This window comes from Anaerohalosphaeraceae bacterium (genome assembly GCA_037479115.1).
Taxonomy (GTDB): Bacteria; Planctomycetota; Phycisphaerae; order Sedimentisphaerales; family Anaerohalosphaeraceae; genus JAHDQI01.
This window is the reverse complement of the sequence record JBBFLK010000010.1, coordinates 71,193-95,975: the sequence shown is the minus strand read 5'-3', so window position 1 is coordinate 95,975 and position 24,783 is coordinate 71,193. Positions and strand designations below refer to the sequence as shown.

Genomic DNA, 24,783 nt, shown 5'->3' with positions numbered 1-24,783 from the left:
TCAAGGGGACATTTCCTGGGTTCAGATTGATTCTGCGGAAAAAGGGGGTATAATAGGTTTCAGAGTTTGCGGACAGGAAGAATCTTTTTGAATCGGAGCGTGCAGGATGACCATTCATATTCGAGTCTGTTGTGCAGTGCTGGCGGTGCTGATAGCGGGGGCGGGTTGCCAGGAAAGCGGACAAAAGACCGATCGAAGGGCCCAGCTGGTCGGACAGGAAAATCTGCAGCTCAAAAAGCAGATTCAGGAAAAGGAGCGGGAGATTGAGCGTCTGAAGAAGGAGATTGAGGCCCTTCAGGAAAAGGCCCAAAAGGATGAAGAGCTTCACGGCCAGACCTATGCGAAGATGCTGGAGATTGTTGCGGACGTTACCGCCCAGCTGGAGGCGTGCAAGGCGGGTCGGCCCATGTCGGAACATGCTCAGGAGCCGCAGTAAATCCAAAAGCGGCGCATTTCCCGGATAATTGTCCGTCTGTTTGCGAACAATCTTTCTAAAATTTCAGTAATAACGAGGGTACGGAGAGCGTCCATTCATATAGAGAGTCTTTTTCTGTCTGCCAAAATTGACCGCGGAAAGAAATCTGTTAGGATTGAGGCGTTTTGGCCGAAGAATAATCAGAAGGTGAGCCCAAGGAACGATTGGACTTGTTTGTGCGCACAAAGCTTCTGACAGTATTGATGATTCTTGTTTTTTTATCCGACCTGTCGGGCTCGGATATGCGGATATCTTCCGGGAGCGGGGCTGGCGGGGCGGTTCTTTTGGGGGCGCAGGAGGATCCCGGTCGTCAGCTTCGTGTCTATAGTGAAGCCCTGATGCAGGGCAGCAGCGAGGAGGTTCGGGTGGATGCAGCCATCGGTTTGCTGCTGCGTCAGGATGCCGCAGGCCGTGACGTTCTGGTGAGGGCCTTGCGAGCGTCCGATAATCCGCTGGCTCGGGCGTCTGTTTGTCGAGCCCTGATTCGCTCCCGGGGTTTGGGCGGGACGGTTGTCCCGGCGGACCTTTTTGTGGAGCCGCTGATTGAGGTGCTGACAGGGTCGGATGAGGGGGTCTCGAAACTGGCCGCCGAGGCGCTGTTAATTTATCGCTTTTCGGATATTGAGGGGCCCCTGATGTCGGTTATCAAAGACACCCAGCGGGATATAAAGGTTCGGCTGCGGGGAATTTACGCCCTTCAGGTTCGCACGGAACCGCAGGCGTTTCGCCTGCTGATTCAATTAATGGATGAGCCGAATCCTGAAATTCAGCAAGCGGCGGAGCGTGCCCTTCAGGAATCGTTTGGGATACCCGTCGGGACCGGCCGCCAGGTCTGGACAACCATTTTGGAACAGCTTCGCCAGAAAAGCCCGGAAGATATCCGCCGGGAGCGGCTTTTGCGTCAGGAGATGCGTCTTCGGGAGATCCAGGAAGAGCGGGACCGCTGGCAGCGTCTTTATTTGTCCGCCCTGGACAATGAGTTTGAACTCCAGCCGCCGGAGGTGCGCGGACGCTATCTGCTGGAGCGGCTGAATTCGGATTTGGCTCCGATTCGGTTGTGGGCTCTTCGCAAGATGAATCGGCTTAGCGGCGATGTTGAACCGGCTTTGCGGGAAAGACTGCTGGTGCTGCTTGGGGACCCCGAGCGGGAGGTGCGTTTGCAGACGGCGCGGGTGCTGACGACGATGAGCGTGCTGAACCCGGCGGAAAAACTTCTGGAGCAGCATAAAAAGGAGACGGATTCGCAGGTATCAATGGCTATTTTTGAGGCGCTGGGCGAAGCGTGCTATTTTGCCTTATCCCCCGGTTCGAATATCACGCTTCCGGAGTCGATGCCGAATGAGGTTCTTGAACTGGCAGCCAATTACTTAAGGAACGAGCAAGCTGCTGCCGCCCGGCTGGGCGGAGAAGTGATGCGCAAGCTGCTGGAGCGGGTGAACATTGATTCCGCCCAATCAGCAGTTTATTTGGGCAGTCTGGCGGACCGGTACCGTCAGGCTGTCAGTGCGGGCGGGGCTCTGGCGGGGGATTTGCTGATGATAATGGCCCGCCTTTCCAGTCAGGGGTATCAGAAAGAATTGGCCGGACAGCTTTTTCAGGAGATTTTTAAAGAGGCGATAACAGATAAGAACAATCCTGAAATACGGCTGGCTGGGGCGACTGGATTGATTGGAATTGATAGAAATGAGGCCTTCAGGGCCTTTAAGGAATATGGACTGGCATCGGACAGCAATTCCAGTATTCGACAAATGGTTTATGAATTGGCAGGCCAAGTAGGGGACAAAGAAGACCTTGAATGGCTTTCCAGGCAGATAGGCGGAAATGGGGCATCTGACGTTGCCTGGCAGGCCTTTCGGGCTATTTTGCAGAAACAAAGAGCAGCGGTTTGTGTTGATTGGGCAAAACGGGGGGCTGAGCAGGGATTCCTGCCGGAACGGCAGCGGTTTATTTGGGATTTGGCCGAACAAAAGGCCGCAGCCGAATCCTCCCGCGCTCTTTTGGAGGAAATCTGGACGAATCAAATGAAACTTGCCGAGACAGCCAAAGACTATGCTCAGATTCTTGAAATCAGCAAACGGATAAAAGCAGGGAACGCGCGTCCGGAATTTGTGGACACCGCGAATCTTGTTGCTTTTCGTGCGGCTGTATTGCTTCGACAATATGCCGTGGCGGAGAGTATTCTGAAAGAAGTGCTGGCCAGGGGAGATATTGGCAAAAGCCATCCGATAGCCACTTTTATTGAAAGTTACTTTAGTACCCCGGATGTGAAAGAAGCGGATAAGGCGGATTTTGTTAAAGGATTGAAAGAGAATACTATATCTCCGAATTATCCGGAATGGTCGGTTCAGGTTCAGAATTGGACCGAGGTGTATTCTGTTAAAGTGGAATCGGAAGCATTGGGTCAATAATCAGTTTTTCGGACAGAGATTGCCTTGTTTAGGGCGTAAAAATTTCTGAAAAATTTAATTTTTTGTATTTGCACTTCAACCGGGGTGTGTATATACTCTGCGTTTTACAAAAATCAATTAGCAGAGAGATTGTCTAAAAACTGTCTGAAAACGGCGAATCTTGTCTGGTCTTTCGGAAAAGAAGACCGGAGCAAGAAGATGTTTTTTTGTGAATGTTCAGGGCGTGAAGGGGATCGTTTGCTGCTGTAGCTCAGCAGGTAGAGCGCGTCCTTGGTAAGGACGAGGTCATGGGTTCAAATCCCATCAGCAGCTGGAGAATCAGGCATTGGCCGAAGGGGCCTTGTGCTGCGTTTTGTTTGAGAAAAAGCGGCGGCGGTCCTTGCGGGCCGGAGATGATAAAACGTCAATGTAAACAAGAAAACGGGAGATTCAAGAATCCTTCCCTGAGCAGGAAAAAGGACTTCAGAAACAGGAGACTCAAGACATGGCGAAGGCAGTATTTGAACGGAAGAAACCTCATATCAATGTGGGAACGATTGGACACGTTGACCATGGCAAGACGACGCTGACAGCGGCGATTACGCGGGTATGCGAATTGTGCGGCTGGTCAAAGTTTAAATCCTATGATGATATTGCCAAGGCCTCTGAATCACAGGGCCGCCGTGACGAAACAAAGATTCTGACGATTGCCACGGCCCACGTTGAATATGAAACGGAAAACCGCCACTATGCTCACGTGGACTGCCCGGGACATGCGGACTATGTCAAGAACATGATTACGGGTGCCGCCCAGATGGACGGGGCTATTCTGGTGGTCTCCGCCAGCGACGGTCCGATGCCGCAGACCCGCGAGCACATCCTGCTGGCCCGTCAGGTAAACGTTCCGCGAATCGTGGTCTTCCTGAACAAGGTGGATTTGGTGGACGACCCGGAACTGCTGGACCTGGTGGAGATGGAGCTTCGGGAACTTCTGAACAAGTACAACTTCCCGGGCGATGATACGCCGATTATCCGCGGGGTGGCCAATCAGGCGATGCGGGCTGCCTCTCTGGATGACCCCGCCTGCAAGCCGATTCTTGAGCTCCTGAAGGTCATGGATGAATACATTCCGATTCCGCAGCGTGAAATTGATAAGCCCTTCCTGATGCCGGTCGAAGACGTGTTCAGCATCAAGGGCCGCGGCACGGTCGGCACGGGCCGTATTGAGCGCGGCGTGGTGAAGGTCGGCGACGAAGTGGAAATCGTCGGCCTGTCCAAAGAGACGCGCAAGACGACGGTCACGGGCGTGGAAATGTTCAACAAGACGCTGGACGAAGGGCAGGCGGGCGACAACGTCGGACTGCTGCTGCGCGGCGTGGAAAAGAAAGAGCTGGAGCGCGGGCAGGTTCTGGCCAAGCCGGGCACGATTACCCCGCACACCCAGTTCAATGCGGAAGTGTACGTGCTGACGAAAGAGGAAGGCGGCCGTCATACCCCGTTCTTTGCCGGCTATCGTCCGCAGTTCTTCTTCCGGACGACGGACGTGACCGGAACGATTAAGGAAATCAAGAGCCGTGAAGGCAAGCCGGTTGAGATGTGCATGCCCGGCGACAACATCGAAATGAGTGTGGAGATTATTTCTCCGATTGCGATGGAAGAAGGGCTTCGCTTTGCGATTCGTGAAGGCGGCCGCACGGTAGGCGCCGGGGTTGTGACCAAGATTCTGGCGTAAGAGTTTTCCAGACGATTCAGGAGGTGCCGCCGCATTTAGAGCGGCACCTTCTTTCCCTTTTTGTGTCCGGATTCCGGGCTGAACCGGAATCGAAGGATGTTGAGGTTTGTATGGCAAAGGCAATCAAGCGAGAATATGTTTGGCTCGAATGCAAAGAGTGCGGCGACCGCAACTACCGCACAGAGGTCAATGTGCAGGGCGGGACTCCGAAACTCGAACTGATGAAGTTCTGCAAGCGGGAGCGGAAGCATACGCTGCACAAAATTCGCCGCAAATAGGCGAACGGATTCGGGAAAGGCCAGTAGCTCAATTGGCAGAGCAGCGGTCTCCAAAACCGCAGGTTGGGGGTTCAAATCCCTCCTGGCCTGTAGGATTAAAACTTTCGGCATCGGCCGAAAGGAGAGAAGTCGAAGGCCGGAAAAGGAAACCCAATGAGTATCAATCGGATTTACAAGCGAGGTCAGGCCACGTACACCCGTCTGGGAACGGGGCTTGGGGTTTTTGTTCTGATTCTGATCGGATGCGCGGTCTTGTATCAGCACCTGGCGAACCAGTCGATTCTGGTTCAGACACTGGTGCCGGCGATTCTCTGTGTGATTCTGAGCTGGCTGACATTCTGGGTGATTAACAAGCCGTCTGTATCGGATTTTCTGATAGCTGCTGAAGGGGAGATTAAAAAGGTCAGCTGGTCCACCCGGCAGGAGATTGCGGTTTCGACAACCGTGGTGATTACGGTGGTGATTCTGATGTCGATTGGTCTGGCGATTGTGGATTTATTGTTCAACTGGATATTCGGCAGCGTGCTCGGGCTGTTTTAATCGCCCGGCCGGAAAGGGCTCACGGATGCGGTGGTTTGTCTTGCGAGTGGCTTCAAACAAAGAAGAGCAGGTCCGCGATGCACTGGAGCGGAAGCTCAAGGTGGAAGGGATTCGCTCCGTCGGGCGGATTCTGGTGCCGACGGAGCAGATTAAGCGAATCCGGGGCGGCAAGCAGCGCGTGCAGAAGCGCAAGCTCTATCCGGGGTATGTGTTTATGGAGCTGGAGCCGAAGGAGGACGGTCGGATTCCGGATGATGTGTGGTATGTGATTAAGGAAACAATGGGGGTGGGGGACTTTATCGGGACGGAAGGGATTCCGACGCCGATGCGGGATACCGATGTGGCCAAGATGCTCAAGGAGGCGGATAAACCCGAGGACGCTCCGAATATCAAGGTGGAGTTTGCCAAAGGGGATGTGGTGAAGATTCGGGAAGGGGCGTTTGAAAACTTTGAAGGAACGGTGGACTCGATTGACACCGAGCGGGGCATTGTGCGGGTGATTGTGACGATATTCGGCCGCAGCACCCCGCTGGATATTGAATACTGGCAGATTGAAAAAGTCTGAACGAAATATGAGCATATCGGCCCTCAAGGCTGGACTTGCAGGGCGTATGGAAAGCTGAGCAGAACAGGAACGTGTTATGGCAAAAGAAGTAAAAACAGTCATTAAACTGCAGGCCCCGGGCGGGCAGGCCACCCCGGCCCCGCCGATCGGCCCGGCCCTCGGCCAGCATGGCGTGAATATCGGCCAGTTTGTCTCGCAGTTCAACGAACGGACGCGGGAGTTCAACGGGACCATCGTTCCGGTAGAGATTACGGTTTATACAGACCGCAGTTTTGAGTTCATCATCAAGAGTCCGCCGGCGTCGGTTCTCCTCAAGCAGGAGGCCGGTCTGGCCAAAGGCAGCGGCGTACCGAATAAGGAAAAGGTCGGGAAGGTTACTCGGGCCCAGATTCGCAAGATTGCCCAGACCAAGATGAAGGACCTGAACGCCTATTCCCTGGAAAAGGCCGAGAAGATTATTGAAGGAACGGCCCGCAGCATGGGTGTGGAAGTGGTGGACTGAGCGAAAGCCGGTCCGGGCTGGTTCCGAAAAAGACAGACGGTCAGAGATGTGCTTTCCAAAAAGCGGACCACGGCTTGACAGTGGGAGCGAACGAAATTTTTTTTCGCGAGGAAATCTATGAGAAAACGAAGCAAACGGTATCAAAACGAAGCCAAGAAGGCGGTTCAGACACCGCTGCCGCTGGCGGAGGCGGTCAAGAAGCTCAAGACATTCGCCTCGACCAAATTTGACCAGTCGGTCGAGATTGCGATGCACCTGGGGATTGATACGAAGCAGGCCGAGCAGGCGGTGCGCGGGGCGGTGAGTCTTCCGCACGGCATCGGCAAGGCTCGCCGGGTGATTGCATTCTGTGAAGAGTCGGATGCGGCGGCGGCCAAGGCGGCCGGTGCCGTGGAGGCCGGAGCGGATGAGCTGATTGCCAAGGTGATGGACGGCTGGACGGATTTTGACGTGGCAATTGCCTCGCCGAAGGTGATGGGCAAGGTCGGCAAGCTCGGCCGTGTGCTGGGGCCGCAGGGCAAGATGCCCTCGCCCAAGAACGGAACCGTCACGACGGATGTGGTGCAGGCCGTCAAAGAATTTACGGCGGGCAAGGTGGAGTTTCGAAACGATGCGGGCGGAAATGTGCACGCGGTCGTCGGCAAGCTCAGCTTTGATGAAACCAAACTGGCCGAGAACATCGATGCGTTCATCAATCATATCAAACGCCTTCGTCCGACCTCGATGAAGGGCACCTACATCAAGAAAGTCTGCCTGAGCGCCACGATGAGTCCGAGTGTGCAGCTGGCGGTTGAGTAACGAAAATCCATCCGGCGAAAAGGCCGGTTTGATGCTGAGGAGCGATTATGACGTACTATGTAAAGGGTTTGATTCAGAAAGAATATGAACGGCGATTGTCGGAGGCGCCGGATTTTGTGGTGCTTCAGACGATTGGCCTGAACGGGGTTGACAACAACCGCCTGCGGGGAGCGCTGCTGGAAAAGGGCATCCATCTGATGGTGGTGAAAAATTCGCTGATGCGGCGGGCGCTGGAGTCGCTGGGGCGGGCGGCCGGAGCGCAGCTGTTTCAGGAAGGGCCCTGTACGCTGGCTTGGGGAGGCGACAGTGTCGTCGATGTGGCCAAAGAGCTGGTGGAGTGGGCCAAAAAGCTGCAGGTCCTGAAGTTTAAGGGCGCCTTTGTGGACGGCCGCGTGCTGGATGCATCGGGCGTTACGGAACTGGCCAAGATGCCCAATCGTCGTGAGCTTCAGGGCCGTGTGGTTCAGAGCATTCTTGGACCGGCGGGCCGGACCGTCGGGGCGATGCTGGGTCCGGGCGGCGTGATTGCCGGCTGCATCAAGAGTCTGATCGAGAAAAAGGAAAAGGCGGCGTAACAGCCGTTTGTAAATGTGCGAAATCAATGAAGGTTTGGCCGGCCGGTTGTCCCGCCAGGCGGGTTAAATGGGACGGCGGAGTCCCGCTACCGGAGGCCGCTGGAAATACAGGAGTTTGAAACGATGTCAGAGAGAACATTCAGCCAGGAAATCAAGGAACTGGGGGATAAGATTGTCGGCCTGACGCTGCTGCAGGCGAAGGAATTGGCGGATTATCTGAAAGAGGTTCACGGAATTGAACCGGCCGCCGGCGGTGCGGTGATGGTGGCCGGTCCTGCGGCGGCAGGCGGCGGAGCGGCGGCGGCCGCCCCGGCGGAAAAGACCAGCTTTACCGTAATCTTAAAGTCGTTCGGCGACCAGAAGATTCAGGTCATCAAGGAAGTGCGCGCCCTGACGGGGCTGGGCCTGAAGGAAGCCAAGGACTTGGTGGACGGTGTACCGAAGCCGGTGAAGGAAAATGTGAGCAAGGAAGAAGCCGAAGCGGCCCGCAAGCAGCTCGAAGCGGCCGGTGCGGTTGTGGAAATTCAGTAAGGAAGTTTGCCGACGTGTCGGCGGAAACGTTTTCGACGATTCATCGAGAACAGACGATTGCAGACAGGTTCGACGAATCCGGCGTGGGCCGGAGGGTCGAACCTGCTGCTGGTTTTTGCGCCGGGAGAGTCTGGGCGGCCCGGGTGAACTGGAAAGCGGCATCTTGAAATCAACCAGCTGACAGCCCAAAGCGGATTGAGCGGATCCAAAGGGAGATAAGGTCGAATGAAATCACGAACGGTCCGGGTTTTCGGGAAAATCGGGGATGCAGTTCCGATTCCGAATCTGATTGAAGTGCAGATTGCCAGTTATGAACGGTTTCTGCAGGCGGATGTGCCGATGTCCAAGCGGAAGGATATCGGCCTGGAGGCCCTCTTCCGGGAGATCTTTCCCATCGTCAGTTATGACAAGACGATGGAGCTGGAATATCTGGGCTACGAACTGGAAAAGCCGCGCTATACGATTGAACAGTGCCGGGAACTGCGGCTGACGTACGGCTATCCGCTGAAGATTCACTGCCGGCTGAAACGCAAGGACGCCGGCGTTGTGGCCGAGCAGGGCATTTACCTGGGCGAGATTCCGGTGATGATCGGCGGCGGGGAATTCATCATCAACGGGGCCGAGCGTGTGATTGTCAATCAGCTGCACCGCAGTCCGGGCGTGGATTTTGTGATTGACAGCAAGGACGGGGACCGGATTCTGCACGGAGCGCGGATTATTCCCGAACGGGGCAGCTGGATTGAAATGTCGGTGTCCAAAAAGGACGTGCTGGTGATTCGGATTGACCAGTCCGGCAAGATTCCGGCGACGACCTTCCTGCGGGCGATGGATGAGAAATACAGCAAGACCGAGGACCTGCTGCGGCTGTTCTACAAGACCGAGACGGTCAAGGTCAAAAAGCTGGAGCCGACGATGTGGGCGGTCGGTCCGATTGTGGACACGGAGACGGGAGAGATTCTCGTCGAAGCCGGCGCCCAGCTGGGCGATGCGGTGACGGCGATTCAGGCCAGCTCCCTGGAAACGGTGGAGGTAATTCGCGAGGCGTCCGACCCGCTGATTCTCAACACGATTGCGGAGGACGGCTGCGACAGCCATGAAGAGGCCCTGCTGAAGCTGTATGCCCGGCTGCGTCCGGGCAATCCGGCCCAGCTTGAAAAGGCCAAGGCGCTGTTTGAGGAGAAGTTTTTTGATACAAACCGCTACCGGCTGGGAGCGGTAGGGCGTTTCCGTCTGAACCGCAAGTTCCATCAGAACGTGGACGAGCGGGAGATGACGCTTCGGGCGGAGGATTTCATCAATACGATTCGGTACATTCTGGACCTTCGCAGCAATAAAGGCCAGGTGGATGATATTGACCATCTGGGCAACCGGCGGCTGCGGACGATTGATGAGCTGGCGGCTTCGGAGATTCGCAAGGGGCTGCTGAAGCTTCGGCGGACGGTCCAGGAGCGGATGAGCATGAAGTCGCCGGAGGAGATTGAGCGGATTGCCGACCTGGTCAACAGCAAGAGCGTCTCCAGCAGTGTGGAGTTTTTCTTCGGACGGGGCGAACTGAGCCAGGTGGTGGACCAGACCAATGCGCTCAGCCAGCTGACGCACGAACGGCGTCTGAGTGCGCTGGGGCCGGGCGGACTAAACCGCAAGCGTGCGGGCTTTGAAGTACGCGACGTGCACATCAGCCACTATGGGCGTGTCTGTCCGATTGAAACGCCGGAAGGCACGAACATCGGTCTGATTGTCTCGCTGGGCATTTTCGCCAAGGTGGATGAATACGGCTTTTTGGTGACGCCGTACCGAAAGGTCAAGGACAAAAAGGTAACGGATGAAATCGTGTATCTGCGGGCGGATGAGGAGATGGAGGCGATTTTTGCCCCGCCGAGCATGATTGACCCGGCGACGATGAAGCTGCGGGACGGGCTGGTGCTGGCCCGGGAAAAGGGCGACCTGACGCAGGTGGACAGCTCGCTGGTCAATTACGTGGACGTTTCGCCTCGCCAGATTGTCGGGGTCTCGGCGGCGCTGATTCCGTTCCTGGAACACGACGACGCCAACCGGGCGCTGATGGGCTCGAACATGCAGCGGCAGGCAGTGCCGCTTCTGGTGACCGAGCCGCCGCTGGTGGGGACCGGAATGGAAGAGCCGGTGGCGCAGAACTCGAGCATGGTGGTTCGCGCGCGTCAGGCCGGAACGGTGACGGCGGTGGATGCTTCCCGCATCGTCATCAACGGCACGGATGAGTACCGGCTGCACAAGTTTGTGGGGCTCAACGAGCGGACCTGTCTGAATCAGAAGCCGATTGTCCGGCTCGGCGAGAAGGTCAAGAAGGGCCAGATTATCGCCGACGGCGGCGGCACCAGCAACGGCGTGCTGGCGCTGGGGCGGAATGTTCTGGCGGCGTTTGTTCCGTTTGACGGATACAACTTTGAGGACGCCATTCTCATCAGCGAGCGGCTGGTGCAGGATGATGTCTATACGAGCATTCATATCGATGAATTCACCGTCGAGGTGCGGGATACCAAACTGGGCCGCGAGGAGTTTACGCGGGATATTCCGAACGTGAGCGAAAAGGCCCTCCGCAACCTGGATGAAAACGGAATTGTCCGGGAGGGCACGCGGGTCGGTCCGGGGGATATTCTGGTGGGCAAGGTTTCGCCTAAGAGCAAGACGGAGCTGACGCCGGAAGAGAAGCTGCTGCATGCGATTTTCGGCCGGGCCGGCGAGGATGTCAAGAACGACTCGCTGGAGGTGCCCAGCGGCTTTGAAGGCGTTGTCATCAAGACGCGCCACTTTATGCGGCGCGGCGGCGGCACGGAAGAGCAGCGCAAGCAGCAGAAGCAGAAGATGAAGAAGTATGAAGAAGAAATGATTGCCAAAGAGTGCGCTGTCTTCCGGAAAATGATGGAGGAAATCAACCGGGAGCTGGGCATTGAGGTGGTGGACCCGAATACCAAGCAGCGGGTCGGCGTCAGCGACAACATCGACGTGCTGTATGAGCAGGTGGAGAACTTTGACATCTCCTGGATTAAGCCGGCCAAGCTGCGGGAGGATGCCCAGAAGATTGTGGACCGGTACTGGCCGAATATTACGGCCCTTCAGGAAGAGAAAAAGCACGAGCTGGACCGGCTCAAACACGGCGACGAACTGCCGGCCGGCGTGCTGGAGATGGTCAAGGTGTATGTGGCGACCAAGCGGACGCTTTCGGTCGGCGACAAGATGGCCGGCCGTCACGGAAACAAGGGCGTCATCGCCAAGATTATGCCGGTGGAGGATATGCCGTTCCTCGAAGACGGCACGCCGGTCGATATCTGTCTGAATCCGCTGGGTGTGCCCAGCCGTATGAACGTCGGCCAGATTCTGGAGACGCATCTGGGCTGGGCGGCCAAGGTGCTGGGCTTTGATGCGATTACCCCGGTCTTTGACGGGGCGACGGAAGAGGACATCCGGGCGGTCATCGAAGAGGCCAACGAGCATGTCCGCAGCCGCATCAAAGAGATCGAAGAGAAGAAGCAGGCGCCGCCGGCGGACGAGCTGTTTACGCAGATTCCGCCGATGCTCAAAACGCGGATTTATGACGGGCGGACGGGCGAGCCGTTTGACCAGGAAGTGACCATCGGCTACATCTATATGATGAAGCTGCATCATCTGGTGGATGACAAGATTCACGCCCGCTCGACGGGACCGTACAGTCTGATTACGCAGCAGCCGCTGGGCGGCAAGGCCCGCACGGGCGGCCAGCGGTTCGGCGAAATGGAAGTCTGGGCGCTGGAGGCGTACGGAGCGGCCTATACGCTTCAGGAGCTGCTGACGGTCAAGAGCGATGATATTGAAGGACGCACCAAGATTTATGAATCGATGGTCAAGGGCACCAATACTCTGGAGGCGGGCACACCGATTTCGTTTGATGTGCTCTGCAATGAAATCCGGGGGCTGGGCCTGAATATCCAGCTGGAGAAAAAGCGGCTGGGGGCCGTGCCGCTGTAAGCGGGGTTGAGGCTGGGTGCGATAACAAACAGGAAACAGGATAGAAAACGGAGCGGGTCCTATTATGGCAGAGACGATTTACGATCGAATCAATGATTACGGTTCGGTGAAGATTTCGCTGGCCAGTCCGAATGACATTCGGAGCTGGTCGTTCGGGGAGGTCCGCAAGCCCGAGACGATCAACTACCGAACCTATCGGCCGGAAAAGGACGGCTTGTTCTGTGAGCGGATTTTCGGTCCGGAGCGGGACTGGGAATGCGCCTGCGGGAAATACAAGGGGACGAAATTCAAGGGAATTATCTGCGACCGGTGCGGGGTGAAGGTGACGCACAGCCGCGTTCGGCGCAAGCGGATGGGGCATATCAACCTGGCGGCACCGGTGGTGCATATCTGGTTTTTCAAGGCGATGCCGAGCCGGCTGAGCACGCTGCTGGGGATGAAGACGACGGACATTGAAAAGATTGTGTATTTTCAGGACTACGTCGTCACCGACCCCGGACAGAGTCCGCTGAAGGCCAAGCAGCTGCTGACGGAGGATGAATATCGGGAAGCCATCAGCAAATACGGCAACTGTTTTAAGGCATCGATGGGGGCCGAAGCCATCAAAGAGCTGCTCAGCAAGCTGGATTTGGCGGCGCTGAGCGAGGAGCTTCGGGCGGCCATCAACGAGACGACCAGCAAGCAGAAGATTAAGGACCTGACCAAGCGTCTGAAGCTGGTGAATGCGATTCGGGCCAGTGAAAACAAGCCGGAGTGGATGGTGCTGGAGGTGATTCCGGTGATTCCGCCGGATTTGCGGCCGCTGGTGCAGCTGGAAAGCGGCAATTTCGCCACCAGCGACCTGAACGATTTGTATCGGCGCATCATCAATCGCAACAACCGTCTCAAGAAGCTGATAGACCTCAATGCACCGGAAGTGATTATCCGCAACGAAAAGCGGATGCTGCAGCAGGCGGTGGATTCGCTGCTGGACAACGGGCGGTGCCGCCGGCCGGTGCTGGGCAGCAACAACCGTCCGCTCAAGAGTCTGACGGACATGATCAAGGGCAAGCAGGGACGCTTCCGCGAGAACCTGCTGGGCAAGCGGGTCGACTATTCGGCCCGGTCGGTGATTGTCGTCGGTCCGCACCTGAAGCTGTATCAGTGCGGTCTTCCCAAAAAGATTGCCCTGGAACTGTATCAGCCGTTTATCATCCGCAAGCTCAAAGAGCGCGGTCTGGCGGATACCATCAAAAGCGCCAAGCGGATGCTCGAGCGGCGGGATGAGCAGGTCTGGGATATTCTGGAGGAAGTGATTCATCAGCATCCGGTTCTGCTGAACCGGGCTCCGACGCTGCACCGGATGGGCATTCAGGCGTTTGAGCCGGTGCTGGTGGAGGGCAACGCGATTATGCTTCACCCGCTGGTCTGCGGCGGCTTTAACGCGGACTTTGACGGCGACCAGATGGCGGTGCATCTGCCGCTGAGCATCGAGGCGCAGGTGGAAGCGCATACGCTGATTATGTCCACAAACAACATTTTCTCGCCCGCCAACGGTTCGCCGATGCTCAATGCCTCGCAGGATATCGTGCTGGGCAACTTCTACATCACCTATATGGCGGACAAGCAGAAGGGCGAGGGAATGTGCTTCCGCGACCCGATGGAAGCGATAACGGCTCTGAATCTGGGCGTTGTGAGCCCGCATGCGCGGGTCAAGGTTCGTCTGCCGGAAGGCAAGGAAGTGCTGGGCGAGCGGGGCCGGGAAAAAGGTCCGGTGATTGAGACGACGCCCGGGCGGTGTCTGTTTAATGACATCCTGCCGCCGGAACTGCCGTTCTACAACATTGTGATGGACAAGAAACGGCTGGGCCAGGTGATTGAGGATACCTACAAAAAAGCGGGCTGCCGAGCGACAATTCATCTGCTGGACGACATCAAGGAGCTGGGCTTCAAGCAGGCAACCCTGTCGGGGATGAGTTTCGGCCTGATGGACCTGCGGATTCCGCCGGAGAAGCAGGCGATTATCGAAGCGACCCAGAAGAAGGTCGACCGCATTATGAAGAACTTCAATGCGGGCGTTCTGACGGAAGGGGAGCGCTACAACCAGATTATTGACGCCTGGACCCATGCCCGCGTTCAGGTGACCAATGCGATGATGCGGGCAATGCAGAACGACATCCGCGACGGCAAGCCCTACCTGAACCCGATTTGGGTGATGCGTCATTCGGGTGCCCGCGGCAGCATCGACCAGATTCAGCAGCTGGCCGGCATGCGGGCCCTGATGGCCAAGCCCAGCGGAGAGATTATCGAAACGCCGATTAAGTCGAACTTCCGCGAGGGTCTGAACGTGCTGGAATACTTCAGCTCGACGCACGGAGCCCGCAAGGGGCTGGCGGATACAGCCCTCAAGACGGCCGACTCGGGTTATCTGACGCGAAAACTGGCGGATGTGGCGCAGAATGTGATTATCCGCGAGCATGACTGCGGCACGCTGCAGGGGATTACGAAATCGACGGTGTACAAGGGCGAGACGGTGGATGTGCCGCTCAAGCAGCTGATTATCGGCCGCACGGCCCGCGACAACATCCGCAACCCGATTACGGACGAGATGATTGTCCGGGAAAATGAAGTGATTACGCCGGAAGCGGCGGAGAAGATTGAGCAGCTGGGCCTGGAGGCGATTCGCGTGCGCAGCCCGCTGACCTGCGAGAGCCCGCTGGGCGTGTGTGCCAAGTGCTACGGATGGGATATGAGCACCGGTCAGCTGGCGGAGGAAGGGCTGGCGGTGGGCATCATCGCCGCCCAGTCAATCGGCGAGCCCGGAACCCAGCTGACGATGAGAACCTTCCACACCGGCGGCATTGCGGCGGTGACGCTGATTGAGAATGACCAGAAGGCCCCGCGCGACGGCATCGTCAAATACCTGGACCTGAACGTTGTGGAAACGGAAGAAGAAGGCCAGAAGAAGATGGTGGCCCTCAAGCGCAGCGGCGAGATGCTTCTGGTGGATGAGAAAGACCGCGAACTGGAACGGTTTAAGGTTCCGTACGGCGGCGAGATTCTGGTACAGGAAGGCCAGCGGGTCAAGAAGGGCGAGCGTCTGTTCGCCTGGGACCCGCACCGCGTTCCGATTCTGGCGGAAGTAGCCGGCATGGTTCGTCTGGTGGATGTGATCGAAGGCGAAACGATGCGGCTGGAAGAAGAGCGCAAGGGGCAGCGCGGCAAGCCGGTGATTATCGAGCACAAAGGGGACAAGCACCCGCAGGTGATTATCGAGGACAAAGACGGCAAGATTCTGGATGTTCATTATCTGCCCGCCAAGGCCCGTGTGGAGGTCGAGGAAGGGCAGGAAGTCAAGGCCGGCACCCTGCTGGCCCGTCTGCCTCGCAGCACCAGCGGCACGCAGGATATTACGGGCGGTCTGCCGCGGGTAACGGAAATCTTCGAGGCCCGCAAGCCCAAAGAGCCGGCGGCGATGGCGGAAATCAGCGGTGTCGTGGAGCTGAAGGCCGACAAGCGCCGCGGCAAGATGACGATTATCATCCGCAACGAAAGCGGCATGGAAAAGGAACACCATGTGCCGCGCGACCGGCATCTGAACTTCCACACCGGCGACCACGTGCAGGCGGGCGACGCCCTGACGGACGGGCCGCTGGTGCCGCACGATATCCTGCGCATCAAGGGTGAGGAAGCCCTGCAGCGGTATCTGCTGCGGGAGATTCAGAACGTGTACCGGGCGCAGAGCGTGAATATCAATGACAAACACATTGAAATCATCATCGCTCAGATGATGAACAAGGTGGAGATTGAATCGGTCGGCGACAGCCCGTTCCTGCCCGGGGAAGTGGTGGAGAAGTCGGAATTCCGCCGTGTCAATGCGGAATTGAGCAAGAGTCTGCGGGTGGTGGAAAAGGGCGATACGGACCTCCAGGAAGGCCAGCTGGTCTCCAAAGAGGTGCTGGAAGCGGCCAATGAAAAGGCCGCCATGCTGGGCGGAACGCCCGCCAAGGGCAAAAAGCCGCGTCCGGCCACGGCCAACACGCTGCTGCTGGGCATTACAAAGGCGTCCCTGCAGTCGGAAAGCTTCATTTCGGCGGCCAGCTTCCAGGAAACGACAAAGGTCTTGACAGAGGCGGCGCTGGCCGGTAAAGTGGATTATTTGCTGGGTTTGAAGGAAAACGTCATTTTGGGACACCTGATCCCGGCAGGAACCGCCTTCAAGCGGTATTTGGATATGCGGATCAAGCATTTGGCCGAACCGCCGGTGCCCAAGCAGCTGGAGGAGCTTCGCGAGGCCAAAGAAGCCGAGGCTGCAAAAGACAGGGCGGTCAAGGCCGCGCTGGGTCTGGAATAAAACGCAGGAAACGATTGGATTTGGAGTTACAATGCCTACAATTAATCAGTTGGTACGACAAGGCCGGAAGAAAAAAGGCAAGAAGCGAATCTCGGATATCAGCGGCAGCCCGCAGAAGCGGGGGGTTTGTCTGATTGTTCGAACCCAGACGCCCAAGAAGCCGAACTCGGCTCTGCGAAAGATAGCCCGTGTGCGTCTGACCAACGGCAAAGAGGTGACCGCGTATATTCCGGGCATCGACCACAACCTGCAGGAACACAGCACGGTGCTGATTCGCGGCGGCCGTGTTCGCGACCTGCCCGGTGTGCGTTATCATATCATTCGCGGCGTTCTGGATGCCGCCGGCGTGGCCGGACGCAAGCAGGGACGCAGCAAGTACGGAGCCAAGAAGGCCTAAGGAGCCGGCTTTGGGAAACGGTTTGGGCCAGTAAGACAAGAGCAAAGGTGAATGTATGGCAACAAAAAAGTTTACAGCTTCCTACGAAATGTTAAAGCCGGATCCGGTTTATCATAGCAAGACCGTCTCCAAATTCATCAACTGCCTGATGTGGGACGGCAAAAAGAGCAAGGCCAGCAAGGTTTTCTATGAGGCGATGAAGATTATCCAGGAGAAAATGCCGGATGTTCCGCCGCTGGAAGTGTTTGAAACGGCCGTGGAGAACGTCAAGCCTCTCTTGGAGGTGCGCAGCAAGCGAGTCGGCGGCGCCAGCTACCAGGTGCCCATGCAGGTGCGCCCGGCCCGGCAGCAGTCGCTGGCCTTCCGCTGGATTATTGCGGCGGCCCGCGGCAAGGGCGGAAAGCCGATGCATATCCGCCTGGCTTCGGAACTGATGGATGCCTATAAGAAGGAAGGAACCGCCATTACAACCCGCGAGAACGTGCATCGAATGGCGGAAGCCAACAAGGCCTTTGCTCACTTTGCCTGGTAATTGCAGCTGTCAGACTGCCACGGTTTTTGACCTGAAAAAACCGTGGCAGTTTTTTTATTCGAAAACAGGATAGACATTCGAAACTATCCGAAATAAGGAATTTCTTCCACGATGAGTGAACGACTGAGAAAACTGAGAAATATCGGAATTATGGCGCACATTGACGCGGGCAAGACGACCGTCAGTGAGCGGATTTTGTATTTTTCCGGAAAGACCTATAAAATCGGCGAGGTCCACGAAGGTACCGCCGTGATGGATTATCTGGAGGAGGAGCAGAAGCGGGGTATTACCATTACCTCGGCGGCCACCAAATGTTTCTGGAACGGACATATCATCAATCTGATTGATACACCGGGTCACGTGGATTTTACGGCGGAAGTCGAGCGGTCTTTGCGGGTACTGGATGGGGCGGTCGCTGTTTTTGATGCCTCCGAGGGGGTTCAGGCGCAGAGCGAGACGGTCTGGCGGCAGGGGAAAAAATACGGTCTGCCCTGTTTGTGTTTTGTTAATAAGATGGACAAAATCGGGGCTGATTTTGATATGTGTGTGGCCAGCATCCGGGAGAAGCTGCAGGCCCATCCGGTTCCGATTCAGATTCCGATTGGGGCGGAAAGTGAATTTGTCGGACTGGTGGATTTGATTGAAGAGAAGGCGTTCTATTACGACAAGCTGGAGGTGGGGGCGGACTGGCGCGAGGAGCCGATTCCGGATTCGCTGAAAGACCATGCGCAGGTGGCACGGCATGATTTGATTGAGGCGGCGGCGGAATTTGATGAAGAACTGCTGGATGCGTATCTGCATGACCGTCCGGTCTCGGCGGAGTGGCTGTATCGGGCGATTCGAAAGGGCACCGTGGAGGGGAAACTGCATCCGGTGCTGGTTGGGGCGGCGCTGCGGAATATGGGAATTCGGCGCCTGCTGAATGCCGTGTGCGATTTCCTGCCTTCGCCGCTGGACCGTCCGCCGGCGATTGCGTTTCGTGGCGAAAAGCTGGAGCAAAAAGTCGAAATTGTTCCGGATGAGAAAAAGCCGTTCGTGGCGCTGGCGTTTAAGATTACGGCGGACAAGCACGGAGATTTGTATTTTCTGCGGATTTATCAGGGCACACTCCGTAAAGGCAGCCGGGTTCTGAATACCAACCGAAACCGCAAAGAGAATATTACGCGGATTTTTGAGATGCACGCCAATGAGCGGTTTCTGCTGGAGGAAGCGCGGGCCGGCGAGATTGTGGCGGTTGTGGGGCTCAAAGAGACACTGACGGGGGATACGCTGACGGATACGCATTATCCGGTGCAGCTGGAAAGCATCCGTTTTCCGGAAACGGTGATTAGTATGTCGATTGAGCCGAAGTCGGCGGCGGACCGAACCAAGCTCGGCGAGGCCCTTCGGATTCTGCGGCGTGAAGACCCGACCTTTGACCATACCTACGATGAAGAGACCGGCCAGACCCTCATCAGCGGGATGGGCGAGCTGCATCTGGAGATTCTCCAGCATAAATTAATCCGGGATTTGGGCGTGGATGTACGGGTTGGCAAGCCGCGTGTGGCCTATAAAGAGACCATCAGCGTATCGGCCGAAGGAGAAGGCAAATTCGTTAAACAAACGGGCGGGCGCGGTCAGTACGGCCATGTGATTATTCGGGCGGAGCCCAATCTGGATGAAAACGGTGTGTTGTGTCGGGAGAATGTCTTTGTCAATGCCATTATCGGCGGAACGGTTCCCAAAGAGTATATTCCGTCTGTGGAAAACGGGGTTCGGGAAGGGTTGGGAAGCGGACCGCTGGCTGGCTATCCTGTTGTAGGGATTAAGGTTACGCTTCTGGACGGCTCGTATCATACAGTGGATTCCTCTGATTTAGCATTTGAACAGGCCGGCGTGCTGGCGATTCGGGACGCCCTCTCAAAGGCCCAGCCGATTCTGCTCGAGCCCATTATGCGGGTGCAGATTATTATACCGGACCAATATTTTGGGGCCGTTCAGGGCAATCTGATATCCCGTCGCGGGGTGATTACCCATACGGAACTGCACGGGACGACCCGGGTGATTGATGCCCGCGTGCCGCTGGCGGAGATGTTCGGCTATTCGGGGGAGCTTCGCGGGGCGACGGCCGGTCGGGGAAGCTTTACGATGGAACCGCTGACCTACGAGCGGGTGCCGGAACAAATTTCAGAAAAAATTCTTTTAGGATATTGACAGATTTTTGTAAGAAAGTTATATAGGTTGTTTTTGCGGCTTAGCGAGCAGAGAATGGACTTCTTTGCGTATCGAGTTGGAGCCGCCATGTCGAGAAAACAAGTGCATGGACGGTAGAAAGCCCGAAAGGGCAATCCGAACAGGCAAGGGATTTGGCGAAAACCTGTTCGATGGCGTCTGAAAGAAGGCGACCGCTCATAAGGGAGGCCCTAACGAGTGCCTTTCCTGCCTGAAAAAGGTCAAAAAGCGGATTGATAAGTGAAAAATCCGTTTTTTGTCGAAAATTTTCTTGTCTTATAAGACAAAAGCGGTTAATTTGTTCCGCTTTCCATAATAAAGACAAAAGAGGTAGACAAAGAGTAAGGGACAGTCATGGCAAGCGAAACCGAACGAATTCGTATCCGGATGGAGGCCTATGACCATCGGGCGTTGGACAGTTCCGCCAAGGAAATCGTCGAACAGGCCCGCCGCACCAATGCACTGGTGAGCGGACCGATTCCGCTGCCGACCCGGATTGAGCGGTACACAGTGCTTCGCAGCCCGCATGTGGATAAGAAATCCCGGGAACAGTTTGAGATGCGCACCCATAAGCGTCTGATTGATATTTATGATGCCAATGCCCGCACGGTCGAAGCCCTCAACCGGCTTGTGGTTCCTGCGGGCGTTTTTGTTAAGATAAAGGCCTGATGAGGGCACCCGCAGGAGCGGACAGCGACCCCAAACAAGGATTTCGACCATGGTGATGTTGCTCGGTAAAAAAGTCGGAATGACACAGGTTTATGATGAGGCGGGCCGGATGACCCCGGTGACGGTTCTCCAGGCCGGTCCCTGTACGATTCTTCAGGTAAAGACCCCGGAGAAGGACGGCTATTGTGCTCTGCAGCTGGGGTATGATGATGTCAAGCCCTCCCGAGTCAAGAAGCCCCAAAAAGGACATGCGGACAAGGCGGGCGCGACGGTCAAGCGTTTTATCCGCGAATGGCGTCTGGCGGAGCAGCCGAAAGAGGAGTACAAGCCGGGGGCTTTGCTGGATGTGAAGATTTTTGAGGGCGTCCAGTATGTGGATGTCAGCGGCATCAGCAAGGGCAAGGGGTTTGCCGGTGTCATGAAGCGGCATGGGTTCGGCGGCCAGCCGGCCTCACACGGAACGGAACGCAAGCACCGCTCGCCCGGCTCGCTGAGCGGCCACGGAAGCGACCGCGGTCACGGCGGAAATATCAAGAAAGGAAAGCGGATGGCCGGTCATATGGGAATGGACCGGGTGACCAGCCGCAATCATAAATTGGTCTGGATTGATTCGGAAAACAATCTGCTGGCGGTCAAGGGGGCGGTCCCCGGTCCTTCCGGCGGATATGTGGAAATCCGAACCGCAAAGACAAAGAAGTAAAAGCCCTTTCAGAACGGAAGGCTGGTAAGAGCAATGATTGATGTAGCAGTGTACAATCGAGAAGGGCAGGAAGTGGACCGTATTCAGGTCAATGAAGAGGTCCTGGGCGGTCATGTTCGAGCGGCCCTGCTGAAGCAGGCGATTGTGATGTATCATGCCAATCGGCGTGTGGGAACGGCGGCGACGAAAAACCGCGGTCGTGTGGAAGGGTCCACGCGGAAGCTGTATCGGCAGAAGGGTACCGGAAATGCCCGAATGGGTACGATTCGCACCTGTTCGCGTCGGGGCGGCGGTGTGGCCTTTGCGAAGCTGCCGCGGGACTTCAGCCAGCGGATGCCCAAAAAGCAGCGCCAGCTGGCGCGGGATTCGGCGATTCTGGCCAAGCTCCAGAGCGGCCAGGTGGTTGTGGTGGATGAGCTGGCGTTTTCCGAACCCAAAACAAAAGAGTTTGCACGGGTTCTGAAGAATCTGAAGATTGATCGAAGCTGTCTGGTGACGATTCCCAGCCAGGATGTGAATCTCTATAAGTCCGCCCGCAATATCCCGAAAGTGGATGTGATGGTGGTTTCGGACCTGAATGCCGGGGATATCTGCAACCGACAGAAAATGCTGTTTACGAAAGAAGCGTTTTTGTCCGTCGTGAACCGACAGACCCATACGAATTAACGGGGAACAGCCGTGAATGAATATGCCATTATCGTTCGGCCGATTATTACGGAACAAAGCATGCATTTTGCCAATGCGCGGAATGTGTATGCGTTTGAAGTGAACCCAAAGGCCAATAAGATTCAGATTCGCCAGGCGATCGAGAAGATTTACAATGTGAAGGTGCGGGATGTGCGGACGGCCCATGTCAAGGGCAAACCGCGGCGCCGCGGGCGTTTTCTGACTCATACCAAGGCGTGGAAGAAGGCCTGGGTTGTGCTGCAGGATGAGTATCGGATTGATTTGTATTAACCAGATAAAGGGAATGCACGATGGCCATTCGAGTGTATAAACCGACCAGTCCCGGACGCCGGAATGCTTCGGTGATTGACTATAAGAAGGAATTGACGGCGTTTCGTCCGGAAAAGAGTTTATGCGTTCGCATCAAAAAGAGCGGCGGCCGAAACAATACCGGCGAGACAACGGTTCGGTTCCGCGGGGGCGGCGGGCGCCGGATTTACCGGATTATCGATTTCAAGCGGAACAAGGACAATATGCCCGCCAAGGTCCTGACGATTGAGTATGATCCGAATCGAAACTGCTTTATCTCGCTGGTGCAGTACGAAGACGGGGAGAAGCGCTATATTCTGGCCCCGCAGGGCATTCAGGTGGGCCAGACGGTCGAAAGCGGACCTTCGGTGGAGCCGAAAATCGGCAATGCGATGCCGCTGGAGTTTGTGCCGGTCGGCGTGGAAATTCACAATATTGAGCTGGAAGCCGGCCAGGGCGGCAAACTGGTTCGGACGGCCGGCGGCGTGGCCCGTGTAATGGCCAAGGAAGGCGACTGGGTGACGATTGTTCTGCCCAGCGGCGAGATGCGAATGGTTCGCAAGGAATGCCGGGCGACCATCGGGCAGCTGAGCAATTCGGATTACCAGAACGTCAAGGTCGGCAAGGCCGGACGGAATCGTCATAAAGGGATTCGCCCGCATGTTCGCGGAAAGGCGATGAACCCGGTGGCCCACCCGCTGGGCGGCGGCGAAGGCCGAGCCAACGGCGGCCGTCATCCCTGCTCGCCGACCGGGGTGCTGGCCAAGGGCGGCAAGACGCGCAACCCGCGCAAGGTCAGCAGCCGCCGGATTATCCGACGCCGCAAGAGCAATCGGGGTGTTCAGTTGGTGCTGTAGGCCGAATAAGGCAAGAGCAACAGGTAGCAAAGAGGTAGTTGAATGGGACGCTCGCGAAAAAAAGGGCCGTATGTTGACGAAAAGCTGTATCTGAAGGTTCGCCGGCAGATGGAAACCGGCAGCAAGGAGCCCATCAAGACCTGGGCCCGCTCCTGCACGGTCATTCCGGAATTTGTGGGCTATACCTTTCTGGTCCACAACGGCAAGATGTTTCACAAGGTGTTTGTAACGGAAGATATGGTAGGGCATAAATTGGGTGAATTTTCGATGACCCGTACGTTCCGCGGCCACTCCGGCGCCAAGAAAGAAGAGGCCAAATAAGGGAAGAAGCGGACAGGACGGACCATCGAGCAAGTAAGGTTGCAAACTTATGCTGAATGTAAAAAAATTCAATCAGATATGCCGTCAGCGGAAGATGACGCTTCAGCAGCTGGCCGGACATCTGGCCCGCGGAGGCCGCAGCGAACAGGATGCCGTACGGGCGCTTCGAAACTGGCGGAAGGGCCTTCTGACGCCGAAACCGAATTCGGATGATATTCGCCGGCTGGCGGAAGCGCTGGGCGTGGAAGTCCAGGATATCTCCCAGTGGCGGGCGATGTATCGTTATGCTCCGATGTCGCCTCGGAAGGTGCATCTGGTTACCCAGCTGATTCAGGGCCGGGAGGTGCAGGAAGCACTGGATATCCTTCAGTTCACCCGCAAGCGGGCGGCAGAGGCGGTTCGCAAAGTGCTGCAGAGCGCGATTGCCAATGCGGATGAGCAGGAGGCGGATGTGGAGAATCTGGTTGTGTCGGAAGCGAGGGTGGATCCGGCGGGCCGGCGCATCGGGACCAAGGCGTGGCGGGCCAAAGACCGCGGACGCGCCCATCCGATTCGAAAAGAGGCCAGTCATATTATAGTGTCCGTATCGCAGCAATAATCGGGAATCGAGGCATTTATGGGTCAAAAGACATCGCCGATCGGGTTTCGAACAGGCATCACGCTGCCGTGGCAGAGCACGTGGTTTGCTCCGAAGGCCAATTACGGGGAGTTTTTGATTGAAGATTACAAATTGCGGGAGTACGTGGACAAGAAATTCAACCGTCAGCCCCCGTATGCGGCGGTTTCGAAGGTTGAGATTGCCCGAACCCGGAATGAAGTGAAGGTCACGCTGCACACGGCCCGGCCGGGGATGGTCATCGGTCCGCGCGGCGCCGAAGTGGACAAGCTCAAGGAAGAGCTGGAAGCTTTGATTGACCGCAAGGTCAGCGTGAATGTGATTGAAATCAAAGAGCCGAATCTGGATGCGACGCTGGTGGCCGAAAGCATCTCGGAGCAGATTAAAAAACGCGCGGCGTATCGGCGTGCAATGAAGACGGCCTGCGAGAATGTGATGAACGCCGGGGCGCTGGGGGTTAAGATTATCTGCAGCGGACGTCTGGCCGGAGCGGAAATTGCCCGCAGTGAGACCCAGAAGATGGGGTCGATTCCGCTGCAGACGCTGGATGCGAATGTGGATTACGGGCTGGCGGTGGCCCGAACGACCTACGGCACCATCGGCATCAAGGTTTGGATTTATAAAGGGAAATTCGGGGAAGAAGCGATTGCCAAAGCGCCGCTGAAGCCGCGGCGGGCCTCCCGGAGCCGGCGAGGACCCCGTGAGCGGGCGGAGGGTGCAGCGGCCGTGGAAGAATCCTCCGTTGAATCGGACAGCGCGGCGGGAAACCCCGGTCAGGAAGTCTAAGGACAGATTGCTCAAAGAGGTG

The 24,783-nt window shown here is 56.7% G+C and carries 22 protein-coding genes, 2 tRNA genes and 1 pseudogene; all 25 read left to right on the top strand.

Translation table 11 applies throughout. The features are described from left to right. The first annotated feature begins 106 nt into the window (after positions 1-106). Complete coding sequence (locus WHS88_06770) at positions 107-436, top strand: hypothetical protein (GenBank protein MEJ5259873.1); 330 nt, start codon at positions 107-109, stop codon at positions 434-436. A 203-nt stretch (positions 437-639) separates the two neighbouring features. Continuing rightward, positions 640-2,883 carry a HEAT repeat domain-containing protein gene (locus WHS88_06765; GenBank protein ID MEJ5259872.1) on the top strand — a complete coding sequence of 748 codons (2,244 nt, stop codon included), beginning with the start codon at positions 640-642 and terminating at the stop codon, positions 2,881-2,883. A gap of 239 nt (positions 2,884-3,122) precedes the next feature. Beyond that, positions 3,123-3,195 (top strand) — tRNA-Thr (locus WHS88_06760). 172 nt (positions 3,196-3,367) lie between these two features. Beyond that, a complete protein-coding gene (gene tuf / locus WHS88_06755; protein ID MEJ5259871.1) occupies positions 3,368-4,594 on the top strand; it encodes an elongation factor Tu in 1,227 nt (408 codons plus the stop codon). A gap of 110 nt (positions 4,595-4,704) precedes the next feature. Continuing rightward, positions 4,705-4,872 (top strand): 50S ribosomal protein L33, encoded by a 168-nt coding sequence (gene rpmG / locus WHS88_06750; protein MEJ5259870.1) that lies wholly within the window; start codon positions 4,705-4,707, stop codon positions 4,870-4,872. 17 nt (positions 4,873-4,889) lie between these two features. Beyond that, positions 4,890-4,962, top strand: a tRNA-Trp gene (locus tag WHS88_06745). A gap of 63 nt (positions 4,963-5,025) precedes the next feature. Beyond that, positions 5,026-5,412 carry a preprotein translocase subunit SecE gene (secE, locus tag WHS88_06740; GenBank protein MEJ5259869.1) on the top strand — a complete coding sequence of 129 codons (387 nt, stop codon included), beginning with the start codon at positions 5,026-5,028 and terminating at the stop codon, positions 5,410-5,412. A 25-nt stretch (positions 5,413-5,437) separates the two neighbouring features. Next, positions 5,438-5,977, top strand: coding sequence for a transcription termination/antitermination protein NusG (nusG, locus tag WHS88_06735; GenBank protein ID MEJ5259868.1), 540 nt, complete (start codon positions 5,438-5,440; stop codon positions 5,975-5,977). 76 nt (positions 5,978-6,053) lie between these two features. Next, positions 6,054-6,479, top strand: a complete 426-nt coding sequence (gene rplK / locus WHS88_06730) for a 50S ribosomal protein L11 (GenBank protein MEJ5259867.1) — start codon at positions 6,054-6,056, stop codon at positions 6,477-6,479. Between the two features lie 117 nt (positions 6,480-6,596). Beyond that, the gene (gene rplA / locus WHS88_06725) at positions 6,597-7,277 is read left to right on the top strand and encodes a 50S ribosomal protein L1 (protein MEJ5259866.1); all 681 of its coding nucleotides are present in this window, start codon (positions 6,597-6,599) and stop codon (positions 7,275-7,277) included. Positions 7,278-7,324: 47 nt separating this feature from the next. After that, the gene (rplJ, locus tag WHS88_06720) at positions 7,325-7,852 is read left to right on the top strand and encodes a 50S ribosomal protein L10 (GenBank protein MEJ5259865.1); all 528 of its coding nucleotides are present in this window, start codon (positions 7,325-7,327) and stop codon (positions 7,850-7,852) included. 123 nt (positions 7,853-7,975) lie between these two features. Continuing rightward, positions 7,976-8,383: a 50S ribosomal protein L7/L12 gene (gene rplL, locus WHS88_06715; protein MEJ5259864.1), complete on the top strand. Its 408-nt coding sequence runs from the start codon at positions 7,976-7,978 to the stop codon at positions 8,381-8,383. Between the two features lie 225 nt (positions 8,384-8,608). Beyond that, positions 8,609-12,364 carry a DNA-directed RNA polymerase subunit beta gene (rpoB, locus tag WHS88_06710; GenBank protein MEJ5259863.1) on the top strand — a complete coding sequence of 1,252 codons (3,756 nt, stop codon included), beginning with the start codon at positions 8,609-8,611 and terminating at the stop codon, positions 12,362-12,364. A 64-nt stretch (positions 12,365-12,428) separates the two neighbouring features. Then, positions 12,429-16,697 (top strand): DNA-directed RNA polymerase subunit beta', encoded by a 4,269-nt coding sequence (gene rpoC, locus WHS88_06705; protein ID MEJ5259862.1) that lies wholly within the window; start codon positions 12,429-12,431, stop codon positions 16,695-16,697. Positions 16,698-16,728: 31 nt separating this feature from the next. Further along, positions 16,729-17,094 (top strand): 30S ribosomal protein S12, encoded by a 366-nt coding sequence (rpsL, locus tag WHS88_06700; protein MEJ5259861.1) that lies wholly within the window; start codon positions 16,729-16,731, stop codon positions 17,092-17,094. Between the two features lie 55 nt (positions 17,095-17,149). Further along, entirely contained in the window at positions 17,150-17,626 is a 477-nt protein-coding gene (gene rpsG, locus WHS88_06695) for a 30S ribosomal protein S7 (GenBank protein ID MEJ5259860.1), read from the top strand. A gap of 111 nt (positions 17,627-17,737) precedes the next feature. Beyond that, positions 17,738-19,819, top strand: a complete 2,082-nt coding sequence (gene fusA / locus WHS88_06690) for an elongation factor G (GenBank protein MEJ5259859.1) — start codon at positions 17,738-17,740, stop codon at positions 19,817-19,819. A 372-nt stretch (positions 19,820-20,191) separates the two neighbouring features. Continuing rightward, positions 20,192-20,506 (top strand): 30S ribosomal protein S10, encoded by a 315-nt coding sequence (rpsJ, locus tag WHS88_06685; GenBank protein ID MEJ5259858.1) that lies wholly within the window; start codon positions 20,192-20,194, stop codon positions 20,504-20,506. A gap of 49 nt (positions 20,507-20,555) precedes the next feature. Beyond that, positions 20,556-21,206, top strand: coding sequence for a 50S ribosomal protein L3 (gene rplC / locus WHS88_06680; protein MEJ5259857.1), 651 nt, complete (start codon positions 20,556-20,558; stop codon positions 21,204-21,206). A gap of 33 nt (positions 21,207-21,239) precedes the next feature. After that, entirely contained in the window at positions 21,240-21,872 is a 633-nt protein-coding gene (rplD, locus tag WHS88_06675) for a 50S ribosomal protein L4 (GenBank protein ID MEJ5259856.1), read from the top strand. 12 nt (positions 21,873-21,884) lie between these two features. Further along, on the top strand, positions 21,885-22,163 hold the full coding sequence (gene rplW / locus WHS88_06670) for a 50S ribosomal protein L23 (protein MEJ5259855.1): 279 nt from the start codon (positions 21,885-21,887) through the stop codon (positions 22,161-22,163). Between the two features lie 20 nt (positions 22,164-22,183). Next, entirely contained in the window at positions 22,184-23,038 is an 855-nt protein-coding gene (gene rplB / locus WHS88_06665; protein ID MEJ5259854.1) for a 50S ribosomal protein L2, read from the top strand. 42 nt (positions 23,039-23,080) lie between these two features. Next, complete coding sequence (rpsS, locus tag WHS88_06660) at positions 23,081-23,359, top strand: 30S ribosomal protein S19 (protein MEJ5259853.1); 279 nt, start codon at positions 23,081-23,083, stop codon at positions 23,357-23,359. 49 nt (positions 23,360-23,408) lie between these two features. Beyond that, positions 23,409-23,957 (top strand): 50S ribosomal protein L22, encoded by a 549-nt coding sequence (rplV, locus tag WHS88_06655; protein ID MEJ5259852.1) that lies wholly within the window; start codon positions 23,409-23,411, stop codon positions 23,955-23,957. 18 nt (positions 23,958-23,975) lie between these two features. Further along, positions 23,976-24,605 (top strand): annotated as a pseudogene (rpsC, locus tag WHS88_06650) (30S ribosomal protein S3). Positions 24,606-24,783: the final 178 nt, after the last annotated feature.

Bases quoted from the DNA above. Each gene is read 5' to 3' on its own strand.
- secE (MEJ5259869.1), top strand. From the start codon at position 5,026: ATGAGTATCAATCGGATTTACAAGCGAGGTCAGGCCACGTACACCCGT.
- rplD (MEJ5259856.1), top strand. From the start codon at position 21,240: ATGATTGATGTAGCAGTGTACAATCGAGAAGGGCAGGAAGTGGACCGT.
- rplJ (MEJ5259865.1), top strand. From the start codon at position 7,325: ATGACGTACTATGTAAAGGGTTTGATTCAGAAAGAATATGAACGGCGA.
- rpsG (MEJ5259860.1), top strand. From the start codon at position 17,150: ATGGCAACAAAAAAGTTTACAGCTTCCTACGAAATGTTAAAGCCGGAT.
- rpsJ (MEJ5259858.1), top strand. From the start codon at position 20,192: ATGGCAAGCGAAACCGAACGAATTCGTATCCGGATGGAGGCCTATGAC.
- rpsS (MEJ5259853.1), top strand. From the start codon at position 23,081: ATGGGACGCTCGCGAAAAAAAGGGCCGTATGTTGACGAAAAGCTGTAT.
- rplV (MEJ5259852.1), top strand. From the start codon at position 23,409: ATGCTGAATGTAAAAAAATTCAATCAGATATGCCGTCAGCGGAAGATG.
- rplA (MEJ5259866.1), top strand. From the start codon at position 6,597: ATGAGAAAACGAAGCAAACGGTATCAAAACGAAGCCAAGAAGGCGGTT.
- rplC (MEJ5259857.1), top strand. From the start codon at position 20,556: ATGGTGATGTTGCTCGGTAAAAAAGTCGGAATGACACAGGTTTATGAT.
- fusA (MEJ5259859.1), top strand. From the start codon at position 17,738: ATGAGTGAACGACTGAGAAAACTGAGAAATATCGGAATTATGGCGCAC.
- rplL (MEJ5259864.1), top strand. From the start codon at position 7,976: ATGTCAGAGAGAACATTCAGCCAGGAAATCAAGGAACTGGGGGATAAG.
- rplB (MEJ5259854.1), top strand. From the start codon at position 22,184: ATGGCCATTCGAGTGTATAAACCGACCAGTCCCGGACGCCGGAATGCT.
- nusG (MEJ5259868.1), top strand. From the start codon at position 5,438: ATGCGGTGGTTTGTCTTGCGAGTGGCTTCAAACAAAGAAGAGCAGGTC.
- rpsL (MEJ5259861.1), top strand. From the start codon at position 16,729: ATGCCTACAATTAATCAGTTGGTACGACAAGGCCGGAAGAAAAAAGGC.
- rpmG (MEJ5259870.1), top strand. From the start codon at position 4,705: ATGGCAAAGGCAATCAAGCGAGAATATGTTTGGCTCGAATGCAAAGAG.
- rplK (MEJ5259867.1), top strand. From the start codon at position 6,054: ATGGCAAAAGAAGTAAAAACAGTCATTAAACTGCAGGCCCCGGGCGGG.
- rpoB (MEJ5259863.1), top strand. From the start codon at position 8,609: ATGAAATCACGAACGGTCCGGGTTTTCGGGAAAATCGGGGATGCAGTT.
- rpoC (MEJ5259862.1), top strand. From the start codon at position 12,429: ATGGCAGAGACGATTTACGATCGAATCAATGATTACGGTTCGGTGAAG.
- tuf (MEJ5259871.1), top strand. From the start codon at position 3,368: ATGGCGAAGGCAGTATTTGAACGGAAGAAACCTCATATCAATGTGGGA.
- WHS88_06770 (MEJ5259873.1), top strand. From the start codon at position 107: ATGACCATTCATATTCGAGTCTGTTGTGCAGTGCTGGCGGTGCTGATA.